This is a genomic window from Paraburkholderia ginsengiterrae (assembly GCF_001645125.1).
Taxonomy (GTDB): Bacteria; Pseudomonadota; Gammaproteobacteria; order Burkholderiales; family Burkholderiaceae; genus Paraburkholderia; species Paraburkholderia ginsengiterrae.
Genome location: NZ_LXKA01000360.1, coordinates 53,293 through 80,112, shown reverse-complemented (window position 1 = coordinate 80,112; position 26,820 = coordinate 53,293). Strand labels below are relative to the sequence as shown.

General features: G+C 64.2%; 19 protein-coding genes. 4 read left to right on the top strand and 15 right to left on the bottom strand.

What is annotated here, in order from left to right; translation table 11 throughout:
* Positions 1-199: 199 nt before the first annotated feature.
* Positions 200-1,117 (bottom strand): UTP--glucose-1-phosphate uridylyltransferase GalU, encoded by a 918-nt coding sequence (gene galU / locus A6V37_RS32950; protein WP_064268083.1) that lies wholly within the window; start codon positions 1,115-1,117, stop codon positions 200-202.
* Between the two features lie 254 nt (positions 1,118-1,371).
* The gene (locus tag A6V37_RS41590) at positions 1,372-1,515 is read right to left on the bottom strand and encodes a hypothetical protein (RefSeq protein WP_165614440.1); all 144 of its coding nucleotides are present in this window, start codon (positions 1,513-1,515) and stop codon (positions 1,372-1,374) included.
* A gap of 241 nt (positions 1,516-1,756) precedes the next feature.
* On the opposite strand from A6V37_RS41590, the gene A6V37_RS32945 reads away from it, so the two are divergent.
* Complete coding sequence (locus A6V37_RS32945) at positions 1,757-2,977, top strand: acyltransferase family protein (RefSeq protein WP_064286763.1); 1,221 nt, start codon at positions 1,757-1,759, stop codon at positions 2,975-2,977.
* 133 nt (positions 2,978-3,110) lie between these two features.
* On the opposite strand, the gene A6V37_RS32940 is transcribed toward A6V37_RS32945, so the two are convergent.
* From A6V37_RS32940 to A6V37_RS32930, 3 genes are all read right to left on the bottom strand, one after another.
* Complete coding sequence (locus A6V37_RS32940; RefSeq protein WP_064268027.1) at positions 3,111-5,567, bottom strand: glycosyltransferase family 4 protein; 2,457 nt, start codon at positions 5,565-5,567, stop codon at positions 3,111-3,113.
* The gene (locus A6V37_RS32935) at positions 5,564-7,030 is read right to left on the bottom strand and encodes a flippase (protein WP_064268026.1); all 1,467 of its coding nucleotides are present in this window, start codon (positions 7,028-7,030) and stop codon (positions 5,564-5,566) included. Before A6V37_RS32935 ends, A6V37_RS32940 begins: the two co-directional genes overlap by 4 nt.
* A gap of 82 nt (positions 7,031-7,112) precedes the next feature.
* The gene (locus tag A6V37_RS32930) at positions 7,113-9,314 is read right to left on the bottom strand and encodes an NHL repeat-containing protein (protein ID WP_064268025.1); all 2,202 of its coding nucleotides are present in this window, start codon (positions 9,312-9,314) and stop codon (positions 7,113-7,115) included.
* 629 nt (positions 9,315-9,943) lie between these two features.
* Here A6V37_RS32930 and A6V37_RS32925 point away from each other — a divergent pair.
* From A6V37_RS32925 to gmd, 3 genes are all read left to right on the top strand, one after another.
* On the top strand, positions 9,944-11,080 hold the full coding sequence (locus tag A6V37_RS32925) for an acyltransferase family protein (protein ID WP_064268024.1): 1,137 nt from the start codon (positions 9,944-9,946) through the stop codon (positions 11,078-11,080).
* Complete coding sequence (locus A6V37_RS32920; RefSeq protein WP_064268023.1) at positions 11,077-11,802, top strand: SGNH/GDSL hydrolase family protein; 726 nt, start codon at positions 11,077-11,079, stop codon at positions 11,800-11,802. The genes A6V37_RS32925 and A6V37_RS32920 overlap by 4 nt, the downstream gene beginning before the upstream one ends.
* A gap of 143 nt (positions 11,803-11,945) precedes the next feature.
* On the top strand, positions 11,946-12,989 hold the full coding sequence (gmd, locus tag A6V37_RS32915) for a GDP-mannose 4,6-dehydratase (protein ID WP_064268022.1): 1,044 nt from the start codon (positions 11,946-11,948) through the stop codon (positions 12,987-12,989).
* Positions 12,990-13,154: 165 nt separating this feature from the next.
* Here gmd and A6V37_RS32910 read toward each other — a convergent pair whose 3' ends face one another.
* The 10 genes from A6V37_RS32910 to A6V37_RS32865 form a co-directional block, all read right to left on the bottom strand.
* Positions 13,155-14,321, bottom strand: a complete 1,167-nt coding sequence (locus A6V37_RS32910; protein ID WP_064286762.1) for a glycosyltransferase family 4 protein — start codon at positions 14,319-14,321, stop codon at positions 13,155-13,157.
* A gap of 80 nt (positions 14,322-14,401) precedes the next feature.
* Positions 14,402-15,631 carry a glycosyltransferase family 4 protein gene (locus tag A6V37_RS32905; RefSeq protein WP_064286761.1) on the bottom strand — a complete coding sequence of 410 codons (1,230 nt, stop codon included), beginning with the start codon at positions 15,629-15,631 and terminating at the stop codon, positions 14,402-14,404.
* Positions 15,628-17,112 carry a hypothetical protein gene (locus A6V37_RS32900; RefSeq protein ID WP_064268019.1) on the bottom strand — a complete coding sequence of 495 codons (1,485 nt, stop codon included), beginning with the start codon at positions 17,110-17,112 and terminating at the stop codon, positions 15,628-15,630. The genes A6V37_RS32905 and A6V37_RS32900 overlap by 4 nt, the downstream gene beginning before the upstream one ends.
* 3 nt (positions 17,113-17,115) lie before the next feature.
* On the bottom strand, positions 17,116-18,354 hold the full coding sequence (locus A6V37_RS32895; protein ID WP_064268018.1) for a glycosyltransferase: 1,239 nt from the start codon (positions 18,352-18,354) through the stop codon (positions 17,116-17,118).
* 124 nt (positions 18,355-18,478) lie between these two features.
* Complete coding sequence (locus A6V37_RS32890; protein WP_064268017.1) at positions 18,479-19,411, bottom strand: glycosyltransferase family 2 protein; 933 nt, start codon at positions 19,409-19,411, stop codon at positions 18,479-18,481.
* 65 nt (positions 19,412-19,476) lie between these two features.
* Complete coding sequence (locus tag A6V37_RS32885) at positions 19,477-21,702, bottom strand: polysaccharide biosynthesis tyrosine autokinase (RefSeq protein ID WP_423213123.1); 2,226 nt, start codon at positions 21,700-21,702, stop codon at positions 19,477-19,479.
* A gap of 93 nt (positions 21,703-21,795) precedes the next feature.
* Positions 21,796-23,004: a polysaccharide biosynthesis/export family protein gene (locus A6V37_RS32880; protein WP_425262291.1), complete on the bottom strand. Its 1,209-nt coding sequence runs from the start codon at positions 23,002-23,004 to the stop codon at positions 21,796-21,798.
* Positions 23,004-23,459 (bottom strand): arsenate reductase/protein-tyrosine-phosphatase family protein, encoded by a 456-nt coding sequence (locus tag A6V37_RS32875; protein WP_064268015.1) that lies wholly within the window; start codon positions 23,457-23,459, stop codon positions 23,004-23,006. The genes A6V37_RS32880 and A6V37_RS32875 overlap by 1 nt, the downstream gene beginning before the upstream one ends.
* Positions 23,460-23,492: 33 nt before the next feature.
* Entirely contained in the window at positions 23,493-24,953 is a 1,461-nt protein-coding gene (locus tag A6V37_RS32870; RefSeq protein ID WP_064268014.1) for a UDP-glucose dehydrogenase family protein, read from the bottom strand.
* Positions 24,954-25,020: 67 nt separating this feature from the next.
* Positions 25,021-26,418, bottom strand: a complete 1,398-nt coding sequence (locus tag A6V37_RS32865; protein ID WP_064286759.1) for an undecaprenyl-phosphate glucose phosphotransferase — start codon at positions 26,416-26,418, stop codon at positions 25,021-25,023.
* Positions 26,419-26,820 lie beyond the last annotated feature (402 nt).

Sequence of the window (26,820 nt, the reverse complement as noted above, 5' to 3'; positions counted from 1 at the left end):
GCGGACCGGTGCAAAGAAAGACGGGCGCCGCGTGGTTTGCGGCGCCCGTTTTAATTTGCGTGTTGCTTCTGCGTGATGCGTTCGCGGCGGCGGCCCACGCGCTGTTAATGCTCGCGTCGGCCGCCGGCGCCGGGCTCACCGCCCGGCGTGAGTCAAACTCAAATTCAATGTCAAACTCAAAGCCTAATTCAAAGTCAAATCAGGCCGCTTCCGCCGTGTACTGTGCCGGCACGTTCGCCTGCATATTGCCCTGCATATAAGCCTGCAAATACGCTTCGAATTCCGCCTTCACTTCCGGATGGCGCAGCGCGAACTCCACCGTTGCCTTCAGATAGCCGAGCTTGCTGCCGCAATCGAAACGCGTGCCGAAATAGCGATACGCAAGCACCTGTTCTTCGGTCAGCAGCGATTGCACCGCGTCGGTCAATTGCAGTTCGCCGCCCGCACCTGGCTTCACTGCGCGAATATGCTTGAAGATGGTCGGCATGAGCACATAGCGGCCCACCACGCCGAGATTCGACGGCGCCTTGTCCGGTGCCGGCTTCTCGACGATACCCGAGAGCTTGATCACATTGTCTTCCCACTCGCGGCCATCCACGACGCCGTACGAACGGCTGTCTTCGCGCGCGATGGTTTCGACGCCGATCACCGAGCTGTGATAGTGATTGAAGGTGTCCACGAGCTGGCTCATGACCGGCTTCGTGCTGTGCAGCAGGTCGTCGGCCAGAATCACGGCGAACGGGCTGCCGCCCACCAGTTTTTCGGCGCACAGCACCGCGTGGCCCAGACCGAGCGCTTCGGCCTGACGCACGTAAAAACAGTCGACGTTGGCCGGCTTGATGCTGCGCACGAGATCGAGCAGCTTCTGCTTGTTGCGCGCCTCGAGTTCGGCTTCGATCTCGTAGGACTTGTCGAAATGGTCTTCAATGGCGCGCTTGCTGCGGCCGGTCACGAAGATCATCTCCGTGATGCCGGCGGCAATCGCTTCTTCTACCGCGTACTGAATGAGCGGCTTGTCGACAACCGGCAGCATTTCCTTAGGACTTGCTTTGGTAGCCGGCAGGAATCGTGTCCCGAGGCCCGCTACGGGAAACACGGCTTTGGTGACTTTCAGCATGGTAGGCATTCCCACATCGGTTAGAAATTAGTGTGTTCGCGGGCCAGGCGGCCAATCGTTGGCGTCGAAAAGACTAGCAAAAAAATCTAGCCCGTAAGCAGGTGAAATTTCCTCATTCCCAATCAATAAAGTCATTCATTTTAGATATCGCGTTTTGTGACCAGAATATGGCAACAATTACGCATCGGATTCGAATTATTTTTTGGCAATGTTGAAAATTTTACGCATCCTGACAACGAGCTTTCAGGCCTGCGTCATTCGTGCTCGTCGAGTTGCGGCAACTTGCCCGGACTCATCCGGAAACGGCGGATTGGTTCGTTGCGCAGCGCCTCGCGGTACGCGGAGGCGGCGACAAGGATCAGCAGCACGGCGATGCCGGCCAGTAAGTGCAGGTTCATGACTTCACCCCAGGTCAGAGAATCCGTGCCTTAAATTAGCATGACAAAATCGCCAAATAATTCACCGAGGCAATTGCTTATGCTCAATTACACTTCGTCACAAAATGAAGGATTAAATCAATTCACTACGCAATTTTTTATCGATTTTTTGCCGGCGTCGTGCACTAGCATGTCAAGCAACGCGGGCCCGTACGGCGCCCGTGCGAATCCGCTTTTTCCTCCGCCAGAATAAGGACCGCGCATGAGCGACTCAGCACTGGATGCCGCCGCCGCATCCCTGCCCAGTTCCACACCCCGCACGCCCCGAACAGCGGCTGCACCGCGCGCCCAGAGCGAGGCGCGCGCGGAAAGCGCCGGCAAAGAGCATGTCATCGACGCCATGCGGGGTTTCGCCGCGCTGCTGGTCGCGTATTTTCATTGCCGCCAGGTCGAATGGGTCGGCATGCAGGCGTTTCACCAGAGTGTGGGACACGCCATCAGTCTGAATGCGCTTGCCGCGTATCTGACGTTCCCGATCGCGTGGGGCTCGGCGGGCGTGCCGATTTTCTTCGTGATCAGTGGCTATTGCATTCATCGCGGCGGCGCGCTGCGGCTCGCCGGCAATCCCGCGTACCGGCTCGACAGCGGCAATTTCTGGCTACGCCGTTTCGCGCGGATTTATCCGGTGCTGCTCGCGGCGCTGGTGCTGACCTTCGCGCTCGACTGGTATAGCCTGCAACTGACGCCCGTCAGTCACAAGATCCGCGAAATCGGCTGGCAGGCTTTCCTCGTCAACCTGTTTTCCCTGCAAGGCGTGGCCGGCAAGACGTTCGGATCGAACGGCGCGCTCTGGACACTCTCGCTCGAAGTGCAGTTCTATGCGATCTACCCGCTCCTGTTCGCGCTGCGCCGGCGCATCGGCATGACGCCCGTGCTTGCGTTCATCGCGCTTGTCAACGTGGTGTCCGCGTATGTGCTGGAGCGCCACGACATTCAGTTCTTCACGTCGTACTGGTTCGCATGGGCGCTCGGCGCGTGGATCGCCGACGCCAGTGCGCATGGTGCGCCGAATGCCCGCTCGTCGGTCTGGCTCTATGTGCTGGCCGCCGGGTTCATCGCGCTGGGCTGCGCAGCGTTCCATTTCGGCCAGTACGGGGCGTTCCAACTGTGGGCCGTCGGCTTCGCGTTCTATCTGTACAAGGCGCTCGACCGGCGCAACGGGAACCAGCGCGAATCCACGGGTCTGCGCCTGCTGTCGCGCTTCGGCGATTTCAGCTTCTCGCTGTATCTGATCCATCTGCCGATCTTCGTGCTGCTGTCCTCGCTGCTGTTCCGCTCGGCGCTGCAAACGTCGATCTGGCCGTCGTTCGGCTACATGCTGGTGGCCGTGCCGGTCGCTTACGTGTTCTACCGGCTGGTCGAACTGCCGGCCATGAAGTGGTCGGCCAGCTTCAAACCGAAAGCGGCCTTGAAGCAGGCCTGAGTCGGCGGCGTGAACCGCGGGTTGCAGCGAGCGGTGTGCAACCCGCAATAAAAAAGGAGCGAAGGTACACGAACCTTCGCTCCACCCCGCACCGACGGCAGAGACCCGGCCAGGCCCCTGCTCAACAACCGCTCTAGGCCTTTTTCCGGCCCGCTACCCGCTTCAGAATCCGCTCGACGCCTTCCACATACGCCGCGGTGCCGAACCGGCTTAGCGCCGTCTGATAGCCGTTCCTGACCAGTTTGTTGCGCAACTCGTCGTTCGAACGCAACTCGGCGAGCGTATCGGCCAGACCGTGGGCATCGCCCGGCGTGCACAGCACGCCGTTCTCGTAGTCGTCGATAATCTCCAGCACGCCACCCGCTCGCGCGGCCACCACCGGGCGCTGCGCCAGCATGCCTTCGACGATCACGCGGCCGAACGGCTCCGGCGTGATCGACGTATGGACGACCGCGTCGACCGCGCACATGCAGGCCGCGATATCGTGCTGGAAGCCGAGAAAATGCACCCGGCCGGCGAGGCCGTGCGCAGCGACGAACGCGTGCAATTCGATCTCGTACTGATCCTCACCGAAGAGCGGCGCGCCCACCAGCACCGCATGCATCTGCGGATTGAGCACCATCGCTTCGAGCAGCACATGCTGCCCTTTCCAGCGCGCGAGGCGGCTGAATGAGCCGACCAGGAACGCATTCTCCGGCAGATTCAGGCGGTGCCGCAGGGTTGCCTGCGGCACGGTGCGCAACGCGTCGAACGGCGCGGCGGAGATGCCGTTGAATACCACGTCGATCCGCTTGTCGTCAAAGCGCGTGAGCTCGGCGAACGCGCGCGCCGACGCCGCCGAATTGGCGATCACGTGCGCGAGGCCAAACCGCGCGCACCATTTGATGATCGCCAGCTGCTTGCGGCCAAAATGCTCGGGGCTCACGATATCGCGCAAATGCCACACTACCGGACGCTTCGCCAGCTTGCCGGCGAGCGCGCCGATCACCATCGCGCGCTGGGTGTTCGCGTAGATCACGTCGGCCTTGTGCGCCCGTTTGGCTGTGGCGCGCACAAGCGAAATCAAGCCCTTGATCGCCTGCCCCTTCGGCAAGGAACCGCCCTGCTTGCGCACGTTGCGCAGCACGCCCGCTTCCAGCACTTCGACGCCCACGCCGGTTTTCGCCAGCGCGGTGTGGAACGGGCCGTCGTCGAACAGCACGACCTGGATGCGCGAATGCAGGGCCTTGACGATTTCCAGCAGCGACAGCTCCGCACCACCGAGCACACCGCTCTGATCGACGGCAAGAATGCGCGGCCCGTTGGCGGCGGCCGGCGCCTTATAAGGAACGTACGGCGGCAGCGTCGCCGTGCGCAAGGCCGGCACCGAGGCCCGCACATGCGCGAAGAAGCGCTCGCGGAAATGCGCGGCGGAAAACTGCTCGGCGTTCGCGCGGCAATCCACCGGCGAAATACGCTTGACGTGGCCGTCGAAACGCTCGACCGCGGCGATGATCGACTCGGCGTTCTGTTCGTCGAAGAACATGCCGGTGGGCCGCGGCTCGGACAGATCGCGCACGGTTTCGAGCGCCCCGCCCTTGCCGTAGGCAATCACCGGAGTGCCGCACGCCTGCGCCTCGACCACCGAAATGCCGAAGTCTTCCTCGGCGGCGAACACGAAGGCCTTGGCACGGCTCATCTTTTCCTTGAGCACCTTGAACGGCTGGTAGCCCATGATCTCGACGTTCGGCCCCGCCTTCGCGCGGATTTTCGCCATATCGGGGCCGTCGCCGATCACGACGAGCTTGCGCTCGGGCATGCGCGCGAACGCCTCGACGATCAGGTCGATCTTCTTGTACGGCACCATCCGCGAAGCGGTCAGATAAAAATCTTCCTTGTCGGTGCATAGCGAGAATGCTTCGACATCGACCGGCGGAAAGATCACCTGCGCGTCGCGCTGATAGACCTTCTTGATCCGCCGTGCAATGAAGTCGGAGTTGGCGACGAAACCGTCCACCGAATTCGAGGTGCGGATATCCCAGTTGCGGATGTAATGCAGAATCAGCCGCGCGAGCGCCGACTTCGGGCCATTGGTCAGTTTGGACTGCTGCAGATACTGATGCTGCAGGTCCCACGCATAGCGGATCGGCGAGTGCACGTAGCTGATATGCACCTGGTCAGGGCCGGTGAGAATACCCTTGGCGACCGCGTGACTGCTGGAGATCACCACGTCGTACGCGGACACGTCGAGCTGCTCGATCGCGAGCGGCATGAGCGGCAGATACGTGCGGTACTTCGTGCGCGCCATCGGCAGCTTCTGGATGAACGAGGTCGTAACCGGCTTGCCGCGCAGAAAGCTGCGGTCGTCGAGGAAATCGACGAGGCTGAACAGGTCCGCGTCGGGAAAGCACGCCACGATCTGTTCGAGCACCTTCTCCGCGCCCGCATAGGTGACGAGCCAGTCGTGCACGATCGCGACGCGCGCCGTCCTGTTGCCACGCAACGCAGCGCGGCGCGTCGGCGCCTCTACGCCGGGTACGGTGGTGAGTTCGGCCAGTGCGCTGCGCTTCGCGGGTTGCAGCACGGCTTCTTCAAGGACTTCCTGGTTCATGCGCTTTTCCTCGGATTCAGACGCAACAGCAGTGAACGCGCAAGATCGCGCAAGGCGGGGGTCATCGTGAACGACCAGGCGAGATTCGCGCCGACCATCAACACGCCGGCGACGATCGCCACGGCGAGACCCGGCAGAAAGCTGGCAAGCCACAGGCCGGCCAGCAGGAAAGCGAGGTGGGCGAGCATGTCGAGCGCGATCTGCCGCGCGCGAATCGCCGAGAGGCGCAGCAGCAGCGCGTAGTCGAACAGCGCCCGGCCGGCCACCGCGACGGCCGCGCCAGTCAGGCCAAAGTGCGTGATGCCGAGCCATAACGCCCCTGCAAACAAGGGCAATTCGAACAAACCGACGCGCGCAGCCGTGGCCGGGTTGACCTGCGACTGGATCAGGATGCGCGTCACGTTCGCCTGCCCGACCAGCCACACGGCGATGATCAGAATGCGGCCCACGGGCGCGGCCACGGTGGCGATTTCATTGCCGACCCACAGGTGCAGGAACGGCTCGAGCACCAGCATGGCTACGAGTGCGACCGGCGTGAACACCCCGTTGAGAAATTCGAGCGACTGCTGCGTGATGGTGTCGGCGTCCGCGCGCCCCACCGCTGACAGGCGCGGAAACAGCGTGCGCACCAGCGCCGTCGGCACGATATTCAGACGCGTCACGAGGTTCTGCGGCACCGTGTAGTACGTGACGAACCGCGCGCCGAGACTCGTGCCCAGCATCACGCGATCGAGCGAGTCGGCGACCATGGTGGTCACGCTCGCAATCAGCATCCAGCCGCCGAAATTGAACAGCCCCTTGGCCACGCCGAATTGCGGCGGCAGAACGCGGCGGATATCCAGCACTTGCAGCGCGCAACGGCCGAGCAGCAGCGCCGCCAGAATGCGCGCGAACACCGCGGCGGCCAGTACGTTCTGCAAGGTCGCGCCCATCCACAACGCGGCGCCGAGCGGCAGCAACTGGAACAGGAACGTGCCGATGGTCTGGTTGGTGTTATAGAGGCCGAAGCGCTCCGCGCCGTTGATCGCCCCCGCGAACACCCACGACACGTTGGCAATCGGGATCGCCACCGCGAGCCAGGGCAACGCCATATACACCTCGTGCTGCAACTCCGGCGACACCTTGCTGAAATACGCGGTGTAGAGAAACGCGCCGAAATAGATGATCAATCCGCCGATCACCCCGGTGGCGAGATTGAGCCACGTCGCGCTCCAGAACACGCGCACGCTCTCTTCCTGGTCGCCGGAAGCGCGCGCCTTCGAAATGTGATTCTGCGCGGCCATGCTCATGCCGAGATCGAGAATCCCGAAGTAGCCGATCAGCGTCCACACGAGACTGATCACGCCGTAGCGCTCGACGCCGAGCAGCTTGATATACGACGGCACGGTCACGAGCGAAACGAAGGTCGGCAGCACCAGCCCAAAAAAATTGATCGCTACGTTCTTGAGAATGCCTTTGTCCATCGGATGCCTTGGGTTTGACTACGTTTGCCTTGCGGGTTTGCGGATTTGCTTTCCACTGCGAATGAAAACATCACGCGCTTCATCAAGGTTTCCAGCGGTACATCATCACTTTGCCGCGCGCGTCTTCCTCGACGAACACGAGATACTCGCCATTGCTGCGTTTCGCGGCGCTGATGCCGTTCGGCACGTCGACCCATCCGGATGCGCGGCCCACTTCCGGGCCGGGCCGGATCACGCCGACCTCCTTGCCGCTGTCCTTGTCCCACACATGCACCGCGCCGACCGGTTCGACGCCGAACAGGTATTGCCCCTCGACAGTCAGGCCGATGATGGTCGCAATAGGTTTGCTCTGCGTCTGCCACGGCAGCGTGATCGCATAGCGCTGCACCGGATTGCCGCTCGACCACTTGTCGTAGCGCACCAGCACGCGGCCCACTTCCTTCCAGAAGCCGCGATCGACCGGTGTATCCGGCGTGTAGCCGGTCACGTACATCGTGTCCGTTTCCGGCTCGTAGATCGCGCGGTGCAGTTCCGTGAACGGCTGCGGCACCGGGTACTGGGTCATGTTCGAGTACGCGTAGACCGGATTGCCTTTGGCGTCGAGTCCCCCGAAACGGAAGCGGTAGATGCCCTTGTTGTCGCGCGTGCGCCAGATGTCGCCGGCCGTGTCGACCCACCAGCCCCAGCCGCCAGCGAGATGCGTGCCGGTGGTGTTGGGCGTGAACTCATCGGTGTTGAACTTGCCGTCGCCGTTCACATCGCGCCAGATCCAGTCGCCACCCGGCGGCGCGTTCGGTACCTTGGCCACGGCGCGCTCGCGCCCCGCAATAAAGCCCGACGGAATCGCTGTTTCGCCGTCATGCTGCGGATCGAAGCGATAGATCTTCAGATGGTCCGCATACATGTCCGTCAGATACAGGAACGTGTGGCCCTTCAATCGGCGGGCGATCGGCAGACCCGGATACTGATCGGTGTGAAAGACCGGATCGTCCGGATACTTGAAGCGGTTCGACAGGAAGCCCGCGTAAGTCCAGTCCTGTCCGGCGGGCTTCGACAGATCGAGCTCGAAGCGTTTGTTGCCGGTATAGACGCTGTCCGGGCGCGCCGGATCGATCCATGCGCCGTCGACGAACAGCAGCCCCTGCACCTGCCAGTTCTGCTTGCCGTCGGGCGCGTAGCTTTCGAGCGTCGCGCCGAGGCCCGCGCCAATCGGTTCGTAACGCGGACCGATGCCGTTGGTCGAGACCACCACGTTGCCGCGCGCGTCTACGCCCACGCCAGTCAGTCCGTTGAAGCGGCGCGGTCCCGGCTTGCCCGCCACACCGCTGAAAATGCCGCCGCGCTCGCCGAGCGATCCCGACTCGGCATAGCGGCCGTTAGTCGTGGTGAAATACAGCACCTGCTGACGCGGACCGTTATCGGCGATCAGGATGCGCCCTTGCGCGTCCACCGCGAGATCCACCGCGACCGTCTCGGCCGGCAGCGTGACGTTTTCGTCGATACGCTTGCCGTCGGCCGTGTAGTGCTCGACATGCGGCGCGCGGTCGTTGCGCGTGCCGCTCAGCACCCACAGCGTGCCGTCCGGCGCGAGCGCGATTCGGCCCGGCTCGTGCACGCTCCAGGTGGTTTTCTGCTGCATCGATTCGGCGTCGTACACCTCGATGCGATCGCGCGCCGTGTTGGCGGCATAGAGCGTGGTGTCGTTCGCCGCGAGGCCGCCGATTTCCGCGCTCGTGCCGGTCGGCACCTCGTTCATCATCAGGAAGCCGGCCGCCAGTTGCGCATGCGGGTCCGCGCTTTTCGCGGCGGGCTGGAACGGCGCGACGCGTTTCGGATCGTCGATCAGCCGGCGCGAAATGCCGTACCACTGCTTACCCTTCTCCGGCCACACGCCCTGTTCGACGAGGCGCCCCTTCTCATTGCCGACCGCGATCGCCACGAACACGTATTTGCGATTCACCGCGACCGCATTGCCGCCGCCATTGCCCCAGCCATGCGTGCCGCCCGCGAAGCCGAGCATCTTGCCGTTCTGATAGACGCTCGCTTCCGCGCCGCTTTCGTCCCAGGGCGCATTCGTATAAATCTTGCCGTCCGGCGCCACCGCGATGGCGGTGATGTTGATCTGCGCCCAGGTGCCGTCGCCGAAACCGAAGGTGTTGCCGATCCACGAAGTCTTCGCGTTCAAGGGGGTTTCCGCGCGAACCGCGAAACTGGCCGATCCCGCAGCCAGTCCGGCGGCACACGCTAACAGGGCAAACCAGCTTTTGAACGTGAAACGGGGCAAGGTATTTCCTCCAATCAACGCCGCGCACGGGCGATGCGACCCGCGCAGGGACGGAACTCCGTGAAATGACGGTATTCATTGCGCTACAACCCGTGCGCGACAACCCGCGCAGCACAAGCCCGCGGCACAGGCCGCCGGCCATCCGGCAGGGACGTGAGACAGATGCGTGCGCGACAGAACGTGTGGACGAGCGTGTGGATGAACCCACAGCGGCTCACATTACGCGGAAAAAACGCCGCAACGAAAATAGAAAATAATTCAAAAATATTCGTCGCTTTAAGCGTAGAGAAAGAAATCAATTTTTAATTCTATTAAAACGAAACGGCCCGCTCCGGATGCCGCCGCCGGTCCGTTTGCACCCATCCTTACCGATGCGAGGCGGCGTAACGCGCACTTATTACGCATTGCGTCATCCGCTTGACACAAGCATAAAAAGCTATTGCGAATGGATAACGAAACACCCTGTTGCAATCTGATTCATTTATCCAATTCATTCCCGTTTTTTCACGATTTTATTTTCCCTAGAATCGATTGCACTTCCGTTGCTACGCGAAGCGGGCGCGCCTGTGCTGCAGTCACCCTGGCGCGACGCTTCGCCCGGCCAATCCGCTTCACACCATGGACGGTTCATGACTGCCAGCGCACTGCCCCTAGCGCCTTCCCACTCCCGCCGCATCGTGCAGCTCGACGGTCTGCGCGCGATCGCCGTACTCGCCGTATTTGCGCAGCACGCGTTGAAAGCGCCGCTGTGGATGGGCGTCGATCTGTTTTTTGTGCTGAGCGGTTTTCTGATCACCGGCATCCTCCTCGAGCGCAAGGCGCGCCAGCAGTCGTATTTCGGCTATTTCTACGCACGCCGGGCGCGCCGCATTCTGCCGCCGTACGTCCTTCTGATGGTGGTGTCGTCGATTCTGTTTGGCCTCGGCTGGGCGCAGCACTGGCAGTGGTACGCATTTTTTGCGACCAACATTGGCGACGCGCTCAATCAGAGCGGCCATGACAGCCTGAATGTGCTGTGGTCGCTGGCCGTCGAAGAGCAGTTCTATATCGTCTGGCCGTTCGTGATCCTGCTCGTGCCAGAGCGTGTGCTCGGCTATGTGGCGGCCGCGTTGATCCTGCTGGTGCCCGTGTTGCGCGCGGTGGCCACGCCCTGGTTCGACTCGTTCTGGCCGATCTATTACCTCACGCCGTTCCGCATGGACCTGCTCGCGGCCGGCGCGCTGCTGGCGGTTGCGGTGCGGCGCGACCGCGATGCGCTCGAGCCGTTCAAGGGCTTCGCCGTGCTGGGTTTTTTTGCGGCGCTGGCGGTGCTCGCGTGGCTGCATCTGCACTTTCCGCGCTTTCGCGCGGCGAATACGCCGCTGTCGAACGCCGCGCTTTATAGCGTTTCGCTGGTTCTGTGCACATCCGTCGTGGTCATCGCCCTGCAAAGCAAGGGCATCGTCAAACGGCTGCTGTGCAATCCAGTGCTGGTCTATATCGGCACCATCAGCTACACGATCTATCTGATTCACCTGAGCGTGCTGTACGCGCTCTGGCCGTTGCATATGAACCGCTTCGTGACCGCCGCGTTCGCACTCGCGATCACGCTCGGCTACGCAAGCATCACATGGTTCGCGTTTGAGAGGCGCCTGATTTTCGGCTCGGGCGGCAACGCACATGCGCCGTTGCAGGCTGCTGCCGGCGGCCGCGCAAGCGCCACGCCGCAAGCGCGACAGGCAGGACGACAAGCAGCGGCACAAACTGCGCCGCAAAGCCGCGCATGAGGCGCCTTGCATGGCTCGTCGCACGTGTGTGGATCGCGGCGTCGATCGCACCGCTTGCACATGCCGCGTCAGCCGCTGCGCATTCGCCCGTGCTGATCGAGGCTTACGGTGATTCGACGACGCTCGGCATCACCTGCAGCGACGGCCACTGCGGCCCGCAGGCGAACAACGCCGTGACGTATCTGCAGGACCAACTGCAGGCGCGCCACGGCGAACGGGTGCAGGTCACGAACTACGGCGTGGGCGGAACGACGGCCACGCAATTGCGCGACGGCATGGGCGGCCGCCGCACCGGGCCGACGACCGGCCTGCCGTGGCAGGAACGGCTCGCCGCCTCGCCCGCGCAGATCGTGTTGATCAATTACGGCATCAACGAAGTGATGCGGAATCAGACGCCCGAGCAGTTCTACACGGCGGAAACCACGCTCGTGAAAACCGCTCGCGCGCTCGGCAAGCAGCCGGTGCTGCAAACCGCAAATCCGATGCCGGATAACCGGCTCAACGCGAGGCTTGCCGCGATGGTCGCGATGACACGCCGCGTGGCCGCCGAACAGCAGGTGCCGCTCGTCGACCAGTTCGCGTACGTCAGCGGCCTGCCCGACTGGAAGACGTTGATGTCCGACGGTGCGCATCCCAAGCCCGCGTTGTACCGGCTCAAGGCGCAACAGGATTTTCAGGTCGTCGAACCATTGGTTCAGCGGCTGCTGGACGGCACGCCCTGAAGCGCTTTTTCAAGCGCGTTTCGAGCACCGCGCGTGCTGAGGGAACGTGCTTCTGAGATGCGCTTCCGAGTGTGCCGATGAAATGCGCCCTACCCGGCGCGAATGCTTCTTTTTTTATCTTTTACCAATATTGAAGGCAAGCTATGAGCCAACCACGCAAAGCGATCATCACCGGTGTCTCCGGCCAGGACGGTGCCTATCTGACGAAACTGCTGCTCGACAAGGGCTATCACGTCACCGGCACCTATCGTCGCACGAGCTCCGTCAATTTCTGGCGCATGCGCGAGCTGGGCGTGCTGGATCATCCGAATCTGCGTCTGGTCGAACACGATCTGACCGATCTCGGCTCCACGCTGCGCCTGCTCGAAGGCGCTCAGGCGGACGAGTTGTATAACCTCGCCGCGCAAAGCTTCGTGGGCGTGTCGTTCGACCAGCCGGTGACCACCGCCGAAGTGACCGGCATCGGCGCACTGAACCTGCTGGAAGGCATCCGCATTCTCAATCCGAAGATGCGTTATTACCAGGCGTCGACCTCGGAGATGTTCGGCCTCGTGCAGGCCGTGCCGCAACGCGAGGACACGCCGTTCTACCCGCGCAGCCCGTATGGCGTCGCCAAGCTGTTCGCGCACTGGTCGACGATCAACTACCGCGAGTCGTACAACCTGTTCGCGAGCAGCGGCATTCTGTTCAATCATGAATCGCCGCTGCGTGGCCGCGAATTCGTCACCCGCAAGATCACCGATACCGTCGCCAAGATCAAGCTCGGCAAGCAGGACGTGCTCGAACTGGGCAACCTGAGCGCCAAGCGCGACTGGGGCTTCGCGCTGGAATACGTGGAAGGCATGTGGCGCATGCTGCAAGCCGACGAGCCGGATACCTTCGTGCTCGCCACCGGCCGCACCGAGACCGTGCGCGACTTCGTGCGCATGGCGTTTGCGGCGGCGGGCTACCAGCTCGAATGGTCGGGCAAGGAGGAGCGCGAAACTGGTATCGACGTCGCCACCGGCAAGACGCTGGTGCGCGTGAATCCGAAGTTCTATCGCCCGGCGGAGGTGGAGCTGTTGATCGGCTGCGCCGACAAGGCGCACGAAAAACTCGGCTGGAAGCCGGAGACCACGCTGGAACAGCTCTGCCACATGATGGTTCACGCGGACCTCGGACGCAACGAGCATCACGAGACGTTCTGAGCGGTGTGACGGTGCGCTGCTGCCGCGGCGGCCGCGCGATGAGTGGCGCCAAGGACTCTTCAAGGCGAGATTCAAAGCAAAAAAGACGCGAGGCCTGATCGTCATGATCCAGGCCTCGCGTCTTTTTGTTACGCCGGCCGATGAGTCAGCCGGCGTGTCTCACACTCAATGCACCCCGCCCGCCGCAATCGCTTCCTCATACACCGACGCCACGCGCCTCGCGATCACCGCGTTGTCGAAGTTCTCGCGCGCATAACGGCGGCAGGCGTCGGCATCCGGCAACTTCAGCGAGCCGTCGAGCGCCCCCGCGAGTCCCTGCGCGATCGCCTTCGCGCCCGTCTCCGGCAGCACCAGATTCGGCGACAAGCCCGCCACCGCTTCCGGCAGGCCGCCCACCGGCGTGACCAGCACGGGCGTGCCCGAGGCCAGCGATTCGACCGTAATCAGGCCGAAGCCCTCCAGCGCCACCGTCGGCACGACGCTGATCTTCGCCGCGCGGTACAGCGCCGCCAAATGCTGATCGGGCACGAAGCCCAGCAGCTTGACGTTGTTCTCGAGCCCCGCCTCGGTGATGCGCGCCTGCAGCTCGCCTTCGAGCCGCCCCTTGCCCGCGATCAGCAGCAACACATCCGGATGGCGCTGCTTGACCAGTTTGATGGCGTCGATCAGATCTTCAAGCCCCATGCGGCGCACCAGCCGCCGCACCGCCAGCACGATCGGCCGGTCCTGCGGCAGCTGCAGCTTCAGGCGCGCCTCGGCGGGCGTGATCGGCAGATTGAACTGCTCGACGTCCACGCAGCCCGGCACGACCCGCACACGGTCCGGCGCGATGCGATAGCGCGAGGTCAGAATCTTGCCGAACGCTTCGGACAGCACGATCAGCCGCGACGAGCGCGCATACACCGACTGCTCCAGATAGCGCTTGGCGCGCTGGCCGAGCGAGTCGGCGCCTTCCACGTGGCTCTCGTCGGCCCACGGTCCCTGAAAGTGCGAGACCTGCGGAATACCGCGCGTCACGTCGAGACCCGGAAACGTGTAGAGCGCGAAGTGCGATGAAATCACGTCCGGACGTGACGTGCTGATTTCCTGGCGCAGCGCGCGGCGCGCCGCCATCAGCCGCAGCGGCAGCGATTGCGCCGCCGAGCCGAAGCCGTTGATCGCGCCGCCCGTGTCGGCGGCCACCCTGGGCGAACCGGCCACCACGCCGCGCACCGCAACGCCCGCGCCCGGCAGCGCGCCGACCAGCGAGTAGTACATGCGGTCGAGGCCGCCCGCGCGCTCGGGAAACCAGTGCATCCCGATCTGCAGCGATTTGATTGAGCTCGTCGTCATGGTCGTGACCCCTGTACGTTTTGAATGAGTGTGATAGTCAAGCAATGCCTGCGCCGATGCGTCGGGTAAGACCCGCCGCGTCATTCGGCGCTCTTCTGGCCGGCCAGCGTGTTCAGCGTTAGTGCATCCGTCTTGGCGACAGCCGCCGCCTCCGCCTCGCTGCGCCGGCGATTTTCCTGCTGCCCCGCCAACTGCCGGTACAGCGCGATGTACTGCGCGGCCATGCGCGCCCAGCCGAAGCCGGTCGCGAGTTCATTGGCGGCCACGCCCATCGCGCGGCGCGCGTCGTGGCGATCCGCGAGGCGCGCGACCGCGCGGGCCAGCGCCTTGGGATCGTCCGGATCGTCGAGCACGATGCCGCATTCGGGCGTGATGATTTCAGCGCCGCCGGCGGTGCGCGCGGTGACCACCGGCAAGCCGGCCGCCATCGCTTCGAGCAGCGACAGGCTCATTGCTTCGTAGCGCGAAGGAAAGACGAAGGCGTCGACCGAATGCATCAGCACCGGCATCTCTTTCACCAGCCCGAGAAAATGCACGCGATGCGCGATACCCAGTGCCTTGGCCTCATCCGGATACGGACTGCCCGGCAGGTAGCCGGCCACCGCGATCTGCACGTAGTCGGGCAGCAACTTGAGCGCGGCCAGCACGGTGCCGAGGTTCTTGCGCGGCGTGCGCAGGTCGCCGACGAACAGCAGCAGGAACGCGTCTTTCGGCAGGCCGAATTTCTCGCGGTCGCCCGTGGCGGCCGCGAAGCCGCGCGTATCGACGCCGTTGTAGATCACGTCGACCCGGTTATCGGGCGTGAGACCAATCGCGCGGATCTCGTCGGCGACTTTTTGCGACACGGCCGTGATGACTTTCGAGCGGCGGTACGCCCAGCGCTCCAGCAGCGCATTGCAGCGCGTATAGATCGACTGATACGCGGACCACACGCCCTTGGTGAGCCCGAACGGATAGTACTTGCTGCCGAACCAGCCGCTATGCACGAAGTGCGAGGTGTTGACGTCGGCGGGCATCCACGTGATAAAGCCGTTCACGTGCAGCACGTCGTATTCGTGCCGGTGCGCGCGCAGCCACAGCGCGCTTTTGAGCGCGAACACCTGCTGGCGCAGCAGATTGGTCGGCCACCAGCGGCCGATCTTCACCGGCACCCAGCGAACGTTCGGATGCGCGAGCAGATCGGGCGCCACGTGCGAGGCCACCAGCGTGACGCCGATGTTCTCGGCGAGGGCCGCGCGCGCAATCTCGTGGTTGACGCGCCCCTGGCCGTCGTTATGGCGTACAACGTGCGTGACAATGGCAACTCTCAAGCAGTGCCTCCGTTGAAAAATAGCGTGCGCCGGCGGTTCATCTTGTCGTAGTGGACCGCGGAAAGAATCGAAAAAACACCCATGAAAAGCAGCAGGCCGCCGGTGCCGACCAGTGAGTTCGTGAACACCAGCATCGCGAAGGTCGCGAGACTCAGGCTCATGCAGGCGGACACGAATTTGTCGTTGCGCAGCTTGAACGAGGCGAGCACCGCGCGCGTGACCAGCCAGACAATGCCGGACATGTAGAGCAGCGTGCCGGGCCAGCCGAGCACGAACGGGATATTCATCACGCCGCTGTCGAAGTTGCCGTACTGCCCGAGCTGGCCGCCATCGTTCGAGAGCTTGGTCGAGGTGCCGGTCGCGCCCATGCCCTCGCCCGACACGTCGGTAAACGCCGTCTTGGCGAAGGTCGCGTAGAACTCGTTACGCGCGGCATAGCTCTGATCGTCGCTCAGGTTGACGATGGTGTTCAGGCGCGCCTGCATCCGCTCGGCGACCGGCCCCACCGCCAGCAACGGCACGCACAGCCCGGCGAGCAGCACCGCACTGGCGATGATGCGCACCCGCACCTTGTTGTTCGACTTGACGAGCTGGATCAGGAGCGCGATCACCCAGCCGCCCCACGTCGAGCGCACCAGACTCAGCGCGAACGAGAAAAAGCCCAGTGCCGCGGCGACCCAGCGCACCCGGTGCGTGGCGGCCATCACGAACACCATCGCGCCCATCATGGCGAACGCGAACGGTCCCGACGAATTCATCGTGCTGAACACGCGCACGCCCATCGGCACCGGGTCGCCCTGCGAGTTCATCTCCGAGCCGAGCATCCACAGCGCGTCCCACGGCGGCATGATGAAGAACTGGATGAGGCCGTAGCCGCCCATCACCAGCATGCCCCAGATAAACGTATTGACGATGGTGTCGCGGTACTGCGGATACTGGCGCGTGTGCGCCATGATGTGAAAGCCGATCAGGATCGGATACAGCCAGTTCGCGAGGTCATAGGTGGCCGCGAGCGGGCCGCTCGACATCACGCCCACGAGGAACGCATAGATGAGGCCGAGCAGCACCAGCAGCACAGGCAGGCCGCGCCGCTGGCCCAGCAGCTTGTAGTAGCGCAGCAGCGACAGCCCGCTGATCATCGTCACCGCGAGCGGCGCGACCTGGATCAGGCTGGTTGGCGTGAACGAGCCTTTGGACCAGTCGGCCAGACGCCGCACTTCGGGGCTCAGGAACCACAGCCACCACATGAAGCCGATGTAGCGCGCCGGGCTCTTGAAGTAGAGCCACAGCCCCGTGAGGATGGCCAGCACCGGAAACGCGAGCGTGAGCACCGTGCCCTGATGCGCGACGATCAGGACCGCCGTGATCAGCCACAGCAGGACCGGCGGCAGCCATTCCTGCCGGCCGCCGGACTTGCCGCGCGCCGTGCCGTGCGCCTGGCCGCCGGCGCCGGCTACGCCGGCTCGGGGAATCGTCGACATCGTTCAGACACCTCCGCGTGATTCGCGCGCGGCGCTGCGCGGGCTTTGCGCCCTCGCCTGCGCGGGTGCCGCTGCCTGTGCCTTTGCAGCAGGCGCGCGTGGCGCCGGCGCGTGGACGTGGGCATCGGCTGGGGCCGGCGCGGCACGTCCCTGCGACGCGGCACGCGTGCGCAGCATCTCCTGCGTGATCCACACGTGCTGCATCGCGTAGTGCTGCGTGGTCAGATCGCGCGCCAGCAGACCGGCGGCGGCCGCCTGCGCCTGGCGCAACGCGTCCGCGGGCGCGGCGGCCAGTTGATCGACGGCGTCGCGCAACGCCTGCGGGTCGAACGGCGGAATATAGAACGCCTCGCCGGCCGGAAAATAATCCTGCAACGCGCCGACGTTGGTGACCACCATCGGCTTGCCGACCGCCGCCGCTTCCAGCATCACCGTGATGCCCGACGCGTGCGTGTTCGGCCGCAACGGCACGACGATCAGATCGGCCCAGTCGTACAGCTCGTGCTGTTTCTTGATGCCCGAGAACAGCGCGATCTCGACGTTCGACGCGCGCAGCGCGGCGGGGATCCGGCGCCGGGTCGCGAGCTTCACCGTGTAGCGCGCGTCGTGGCCGAACGCCTTGACGAGCGTCTCCCAATCGCGGTCGCGGTCATTGCCGATGGCGGCAATGCGGATCGGGCTGTGCGGCTTCCATTCGGCCGGCGGCTTGACCGGAAAGTCCTGCGTATTCAGGCCGTAGAGCAGCGGTTTGGCGTCGCGATTGAAATAGCGCTGGCACAGCCCGGCGTTTTCGCTGGCGAGCGTGGTGAGCTGATCGGCGCGCGTCATCAGCTTGCGATACAGCCAGCTGCGCAAGATGCCATAGGAAGGCCATTTATCGAGCAGCCACACGCTTTGCGCGAGCAACAGGGGCGATGCCCCCGGGCCCGCCTTGCGGCCGCTCAGCAGCAGCATGAGCGCGGCGGACAGCCATTCCTGCTCCGTGTGCGTCCAGATCACGTCCGAGCGCAGCATCTCGGCGCGGTTGCGCCACGTGTGAATGAAGTCGAATCCCAACGCCGCCTTGAGGCCGCGGCGCAGCAGGCGCACTGCTTTGCCTTCGCGGGCGTCCTGCGAATAGGTCAGTGCGAACGCGTCGGACTGAGCGTGGTGATAGCCGTACAGGCAGCCAATGTTGTCGCCCGGACGGTAATAGCGCGGATCGGCGCCGTAAAACAGATGAACGTGAACTTTCGTACTCATGCAGACACTCCGCTCTGCCGGTGGAAAGGGGCATCGGCGGCCCGGACAGACATGTCCCGGCGAACCTCGCGGCAGACCGCATAGCGGGCCGCGCACCGATGCGCGAACGTGCAGAACGCAGGGCTCATGCAGCGCGGGACAGCGCGCGGCGCGCTTCGTGCGCGCCGCTGCGCACCGCGCGCCAGCGCGTCAGCCGCAGGCCCGCCTGCTTCGAGAGCAGCGCGAGCACCGCATGCGTGAGCCCCGGATAGACCCGCGTGCCGACCAGCGTCCACCACCACCACGCGGTTTCGCGGCGCAGCGGCGGCAACTGGTCGCGCAGGATCAGATGGAAATTGAAGGCGGCGTTGCGCAGCGCCGCCATGGTTTGCGCGTCGCGCCGGTCGTCGTCGAAACGCTCGGCGGGAAAATGATCGACCGCCACTCGCGGGTCGTACATCAGCTTCCAGCCGGCGTTCTTCACGGCGAGGCTGAAGGCCATGTCGTTGTGCACCTGCGCGCCCGCGCCGCGCAAACGCGCGTCGAAGCGGATCGTGCGCACCGCCTCGCGGCGGTAGCTCATGTTGGCGCCTTTCAGGATGTCGACTTCGCGTGCCGCGCCGACGCCGAGATGATGATTGCCGATGATCTTGCCGTGCGCGGTGACCTTGCCCACCAGCGGCCGCTCGCCGTCCAGCACGCGGCCTTTTTCATGCACCCAGTCGCGCCCGCCGAGCGCGCCCAGGCGCGCGTCGCCTTCGAACGCGGCGGCAATGCGCTCCACCCAGTCGCGGTGCGGCGCGGCGTCGTCGTCGGTGATCGCGATCACGTCGCCTTCGGCCGCATCGAGCCCGCGGTTCAGCGCCGCGACCTGACCGGGCACCTCGACCAGCGCCACCGAGAGCGGCAGCGCGCCCGGCACCGCCGGGTCGCGCAGACAGTCATGGGTCGCCGCGTCGTCGGCGCGCGCCACCACCACCACCTGATCCGGCGCGCGCGACTGGCGCTGCAGCGCCGCGAGGCAGCGCGCCAGGTCGGCCGGGCGGCGGTAAGTCGGAACCAATACCGTCACTTTCATCGTGCTGTCCTTTGTTGTCGTCGTTGCGCGGGAGCCGGTATGCACCACCCGCTCCGCTCACCCGCTCAGTTGCTCAGATATGCCTGAGCCGCCGCATAGCTGCGGTCGTAGCCGCCGCGCGAGCGTGCCGGGATGCCGTTGAAAATGCCGCCCTGCACGTGCACGCCGGCCGCGCGCAGGCGCTTGAGCGCGTCGATGATCTCGCCCTCGCTGTGCATGCCCGAGCGCATCACGAAGAAGGTCGACGCGGCATACCCGCCGATGATCGACGCATCGGTCACGGCCAGCACCGGCGGCGTGTCGATCAGGATCACGTCGTAGCGCTTGGCGAGACCTTCGAGGTATTGCGGCAGACGCGGCGACATCAGCAATTCCGACGGATTCGGCGGACGGCGGCCGCACGAGATGAAGCTCAGGCCTTCCACGTGCGAACTGCGAATGGCTTCTTCCAGCGAGATCTGGCCGCTCAGCAATTCGGACAGACCGTTATCCTGCACGCCGCCCATATAACGCTCGAGCACGCCGCGGCGCATGTCGCCGTCGATCAGCAGTACGCGCTTGCCCGAATTCGCCAGCAGCACGCCGAGGTTGGCCGTGAGGAAGCTCTTGCCGACGCCGGCCATCGGGCCCGTCAGCATGACGATGCGATTCCTCGCGTCCATCAGCGTGAACTGCATGGAAGTGCGCAGGCTGCGCAGGCTTTCGACGGTGAGATCCTTGGGTCGCGCATTCGCGAGCACCGAGCGCAGGCGCTCGCCGCCGCGCTGGAAGCTGCTTTCGAGCACGGCCTGCTCGGCGGAGAGCGGCACGAGGCCGAACACCGGCAGATGGAAGGTCCGCTCGATGTGATCCGGGTCGTCGATGCCCTTGAACATATTGCGGCGCAGGAACACGAAGCCCGTGCCCGCGATCAGCCCGAGAATCACTGCCGCGGACAGAATCAGCACCTTCTTCGGCTTGACCGGCGCACCCGGGCGCAGCGCGGCGTCGACGATATGCACGTTGCCGCCGGTGCCGGCCTTCTGCACCGACAGCTCCTGCACGCGGTTGAGCAGCAGCACGTAGATGTCTTCCGCCACCTTCGCGTCGCGCTGCAACTGCACGGCCTTCACTTCGGTGGCCGGCAGATCGCGGAAGCGGTCGGCGTATTTGGTGCGTTGCGCCTCCAGTTCGGCCATCTGCTGGCGCGCGGCCACGAGCGTCGGATGGTCGTCGCCGTAGCGCTCGGTGAGCTGCGCCATCTGCAGGCGCAAGCCCGCGATCTGCTGCTCGTACTGCACGCTGCCTTCGAGGTACACCTTCGCCTCGTCGCTCGCGTTGATCGAACCGGACTGGCGCTGATACGCGGTCAGCGCGGCTTCGGCGCGTTCGAGGTCGGCCTTCAGGCGCGGCTCCTCGCTCGTCAGGAAGTCGAGCATCTTGCTCGCGTCGGCCTGCTTGTTCAGCACGTGCTGGCGCACGTACGACTGCGCGAGCGCGTTGGCGACCAGCGCGGCGTGCTCGGGGCTCTTGTCTTCCAGCGAGATCTGGATCACGCCGGTCTGCTTGCCCTGCTCCTGCACCGTAATGGCGGACTGGAACGCGGTGATCGCGTCGAGGTCGTTCGAGCGAACCACCGTGAAGGACTCGCCCGGGCGCGCCGCCAGCTTGCTGACCAGCATGGTCACGCCGCCGCCCTGCGCTTGCTGGCCGACCTGGCCGCGCAGCAGCAGCGCGCCGTTCTCGGCATACAGTTCGTAGTGCTGGTCGTCGGTCACCTTCATTTTCAGCTTCTGCCCTTCCAGCGCGGGCACCACCTCGATCGAGTCGACGTCGGCCTGCTCACCGCCCCAGGCATACGACGCCAGACCGAGCCACGGCCGCGCCGGCTGACCCGGCGTGGCGAGGCGCGCGGCGATGCTGCCGAGGATCGGCAGCGCGTTCGGCGTGACGCTGAAGTTCAGCTTCAGCTGCTGCACGACCGGGCCCACCACGCCGCGGCTCTTGATGATCTCGATCTCGGCGTCGGTCGGCAGCGAGGTCGAGCCGGTGGTGATCGCCGCGCCGGTCTGCGTCTGCGTGAGCGCCTGCGAGGTGTTGTCGGACTGCTCGACGCGCACGTGCGCGTCGGCCGAATAGATCGGCTTGGCGAGCAGACAGTACGCGCCGGCAATCGCGACGATCACCGCGGCGATGGCGACGAGCCACCAGATGTCGTCGAGGATCACCTGCAGCAGTTGTCCAAGGACGACGTCCTCTTCTTCGGTCTTGATCGGACCCGCCAGGTGTGGAGAGATTTGGTTATTCACAATTCGATCCCGTATCGGTTACGTCGGCATTCGCTTCGTGCCCGCGCCGCGTCCATCACGGACGGTACGGCGCGGGCCTGTCGACGGATCAGACTCTTAACGCGTCAACTGCTTCAGGTAGAACAGCGTCTGGATGGTCGGCAAAACCTGCTGCAACACACGGTTGAAGGTGGTCGAAGCGGCGGTGCCCACGTACACGACATCCATCGGCTGCAGCTGGAACTGCGCGGACAGCATGATGGCGTCCGGCTGCGTCATGTCGAGGCGATAGACGTCCGGTGTGGTCGGGTGATCCTTCATGCCGCGCATCACGTAGATCTGGCGCGGATTGGCGTCCGTGTCGAGAATGCCGCCCGCCTGCGTGAGCGCGTCGGCAATGGTCAGACGGCCCTTGAGCATCGGCAGCTGGAGCGGGGTCTTCACCTCGCCCATCACGAAGATGCGGCTGTCGCTGCGGTCCGGCACGTTGATCACGTCGCCGTCTTGCAGCATCACGTTCTGCGTGGTGTCGCCGGCATCGAGCATGCGGTTCGCGTCGAGCACGTACAGCTTGTTGTTGCGCGTGAGGCGCACGCGCTGGATGTCGGCGCTGTCGGTCGTGCCGCCCGAGCGCGTGATCGCGTCGACCAGCGTGAGCGGCACGTCGCTCACCGCGAGCGGGCCCGGCGTCTTCACGTCGCCGGTCACCTGCACCTTCTGGCCGCGGTACGACAGCACGCGCACGTCGACCTGCGGATTGCGGATATAGCGCACGAGCCCGCTGCTCAACTGGTCGCGCACTTCGCCGACGGTTTTGCCGGCGGCCTTGATGCGGCCCACGAACGGGAAATAGATGGTGCCGTCGTGAGCGATGGTCTGGCCGTAGGGATCGGCCTGGCCCGGCAGCGCGGCCGTGTACGGCTGCTGCAAGGCGCCGCCGACCGACTGCGTGGTGTTGCCGCCCGACGACAGCGTGCTGCCCTGCGGCGTGGTCAGTTCAGGGTGATCCCACACCGTGATGCCGAGAATGTCCTGCGGCGCCAGCTTGTACACGTACTGCGACGGGTCGCTCACGGCCGAGGTCGGCAGCACCTGGGTCTGCGCGGCGGCGGCTTGCGCCGGCGCGGTCACGACGCTCGCGTCGATCAGATGGACCGGATAGGTTTCAACCGGCTGATTCTGGTGCTGGCCGTCGTCTTTCAGACGGGATGTGTCGAGATAGTTGCCAGGTGCTGTGGCGCAGGCCGACAAAAAGGACGTCAGCATAAGCGTAGCGGCGAATTTCGTTTTGAAGTTCGCGAACGAAGTTGCGGTGATTTGTTTCATCAGCATATTTTCTTCAGCCATCCCATGACCAGATGTTCGATGAGCACGAGACTCTCCCTGTAAGCGGTTTCCGTGCAGCCGTGTGGATCGGCGACGTCGGAATCGGCCTCCCACTTGCCGAGCGGATAGACCTTGCCGCGCGAGGCCGGATCGAGCGCCTCGACGCCGCTCACCTGCGCGCGTTCGGTGACCAGCACCAGATCGGCTGCGCGTATGAGCCGCTTGTCGAGGCGCCGCGAGTGATGGGCGTCGGAGGCGACGCCCCGCTCGTCGAGCAGGCGCCGCATGACCGGATCCATCGCGTGGCCGTTGACGGCACGCAGGCCCGCCGAATGGAACGCAATCGGTGCGGCGGACGCGCGCGACGCTACACGGTGCCGCGCCTTGAACAGCATCTCGGCGGCAGGCGAACGGCATACGTTGGCATGGCAGACGATCAGAACGTTGGCGAACATGGCGGGCTCCGTGTGTCGAGGCGTGGGGCGGACTCAGGCGAGCTGGCGGCCGGTTTCGGCTTCAGACTCGTCCGCGGTGTCATGCGGTTGCGCGAGACCGTGCGCGCCGACTTTCGCCGGCGCATTGCGCAGCGCGTGCTGACGGCCGATCGCGTGATACTCGATACCGAGTTCGAGCAACGCGTCCGGCTCGTACAGGTTGCGGCCGTCGAAAATCAGCGGCGTCTTGAGAAGCTTTTTGAGCGAATCGAAGTCCGGGCTCTTGAAGACCTTCCACTCGGTGAGGATCACCAGCGCGTCGGCGTCTTCGGCCGCCTGCATCTCTTCCTTCACGAACGAGAGGCGCGCGTGCTGCTGCGGCACGTCCTGCAGATCCAGCGCGAAGACGCGCTTCGATTCGTCGATCGCGACCGGGTCGTAGGCTTTCACCCGCGCGCCGCGGCGCAGCAGTTCGGCGATCAGCGGCCGGCTCGGCGCTTCGCGCATGTCGTCGGTGTTCGGCTTGAAGGCGAGGCCCCACACGGCGAACGTGCGGTCCGACAGGTCTTCGCCAAGGCGCGCGACGATCTTGTTCGCGAGCACTTTCTTCTGCGTATCGTTGACGGCTTCCACCGCTTCGAGAATGCGCAGGTTCGCCTTGTGATCGGCGGCCGTGCGGATCAGCGCCTGCACGTCCTTCGGGAAGCACGAGCCGCCATAGCCGCAGCCGGCGTACAGGAAGTCGTAGCCGATGCGCGGATCGGAGCCGATGCCGCGGCGCACGGCTTCGATGTCGGCGCCCACGCGGTCGGCCAGATTCGCGAGCTCGTTCATGTACGAAATACGGGTGGCCAGCATCGCGTTGGCCGCGTACTTGGTGAACTCGGCCGAGCGCACGTCCATGTACAGCGTGCGTTCGCGATTGCGGTTGAACGGCGCGTAGAGGCGCTTCATCAGTTCGCGCGCTTTCTCGCCAGGCACGTCCTCGTCGCAACCGAGCACGATGCGGTCGGGGCGCGTGAAGTCTTCCACGGCGGCGCCCTCTTTCAGGAACTCCGGATTCGACACCACCGAGAACATATGCGCGGCGTTGCGCGCGGCCAGTTCCTCCGCGATCACTTCGCGCACGCGCGCGGCCGTGCCGACCGGCACCGTCGATTTGTCGACGATCACCTTGAAGCCCGTCATATGGCGGCCGATATTGCGCGCCGCGGCCAGCACGTATTGCAGGTCGGCGGAACCGTCTTCGTCGGACGGCGTGCCGACCGCGATGAACTGGATGTCGCCGTGTGCGACCGCGGCTTCCACGTCGGTCGAAAACGTCAGGCGGCCGGCCTTGCGATTGCGCGCGATGATTTCCTGCAGACCCGGTTCATGGATCGGCACGCCGCCGTTGTTGAGCACGTCGATCTTGCGCTGATCGACGTCGAGACAGAACACGTCGTGACCGATGTCGGCCAGACATGCGCCCGTCACGAGGCCTACGTAGCCACTACCGATGATCGTCAGGTTCATGTATTACACCTCGGGAAATGGAGTTGATTCAGGAGTGCGGTTGCGCGGCACGCCGCGTGACCGGAGCTCAGTAGGCGTTGCTGCCTACGAAGCCCTTCCACAGCGTCAGCCCGACGATCTTGATGTCGAGCCAGAAGGTCCAGTGCTGCATGTAGTACAGATCGAGCTTGACGCGGCCCATCATCTTTTCGATGCGATCCGTTTCGCCGCGATAGCCGTTGATCTGCGCCCACCCGGTGATGCCCGGCTTGATCCGGTAGCGGTGCATATAGCCCTTCACCAGATCCTTGTAGATGTCGTCGTGTTCGAGCGCATGCGGACGCGGACCGACCACCGACATCTCGCCGCGCAGCACGTTGATGAACTGCGGCAGCTCGTCGAGGCTGGTGCGCCGCAGGAACGCGCCGACCGCGGTAATGCGCGGATCGCGCCGCGTGGCCTGGGTGATCCGGCCGGCCTCTTCCTTGTGCAGCTTCATCGAGCGGAACTTGTAGATCTCGAACTGATTGCCGTCGATCCCCTTGCGCTTCTGGCGGAAGAACACCGGGCCGGGCGAGTTCAGCTTCACCGCCGCCGCGATCACCAGCATCACCGGCGCGAGCGCGGTCAGCGCGGCGAGCGCGAACAGGCGATCGAACACGCGCTTGGGCAGCACGCGCAGATCGGTGATCGGCGAAGCGGCCAGGTTGATCGCCGGCACGCCCAGCAGATCGACCATCGGCTGATTGAAGAGCGTCAGGCTGCGCACATCCGGAATGAAGCGGATGTTCACGAAGTCGTTGCGCAGATCCGTGACGAAGCGATTGATCGCCTTCTCCTTGGAAATCGGCAGCGCCAGCCACAGCTCGCGGATCGCGCGCTGGCGCACGAGGCGCAGCATGTGCTGGTAGTCGCGCTCGACCGGCACGCCCTCGATCGCCTCGCCCGCGTCCGGGTCTTCATACGGATTGATCGTGCCGTCTTCATCGAACACCACGACCGGATTGAAGCCCGCTTCCGGACGGCTGCGCATCTGCTCGATCAGGAAGCGCCCATACGGCGCGCCGCCGACGATCGCCACCGCGCGCTGGTTAAAGCCTTCGCGGCGCAATCCCCGCAAGATCGAATAAACGATCACCTTGGTGACGATCAGCAGCACGATCGTGGCAACGGCCCAATAGACCAGCCACAGCCGCGACAGGCTGTCCGAGCGGTGCAGGCTGAAACTGATCAGCACGCCGGTGATTTCCACCATCAGCCAGCCGCCCGCCACACGCGAGAGCAGGTCGTACAGCGGCTTGCCGCGCCACGACTGATAAATGCCCAGCGCCGGAAAGAACACCACCACCAGCAGACAATCGAACGCGAGCGTGACGCTCTGCACATCGTCCAGCCACACGAATTTCCCGCTGTGCACGGCCGACGCGATGGCAGCGCCGAGCGCGACCATGGCTATGTCGATGATTCTCGATAGAACGCTCAGCATGCGCTGCCCCTCAGTTCGTCAGTCAAGTGCCATCCGTTGGTTGATTTAAATCCACGCCGGCGCCGCAATGCGCAACGCCGGCAAGCGCGTCGGGCAAATCAATGCGCAACGCGAAACTGATTGAAGCCGTGCTAATTGCATTTCTGCTTTCCACTCTCAAACCGCCTGAACAACCGGAATGGAAATCGTGAGCCAGAATGAGTGAATACCCTTGTACAGGTATAGATAAAGCGATATTAAAATTCGCGCTGCAACACCACAAAAATCTCAAATTGTATCGGTCAAACTTTCATCATTTTTTCCGACTTTTTCTCGGTAACAGTTACCGGATTGAGCGTTTGAATGATGCTCCATGAGCCTTTCTGCAGAACGCCCTGACGCTTTGTCAGTGTTTCCCTACGA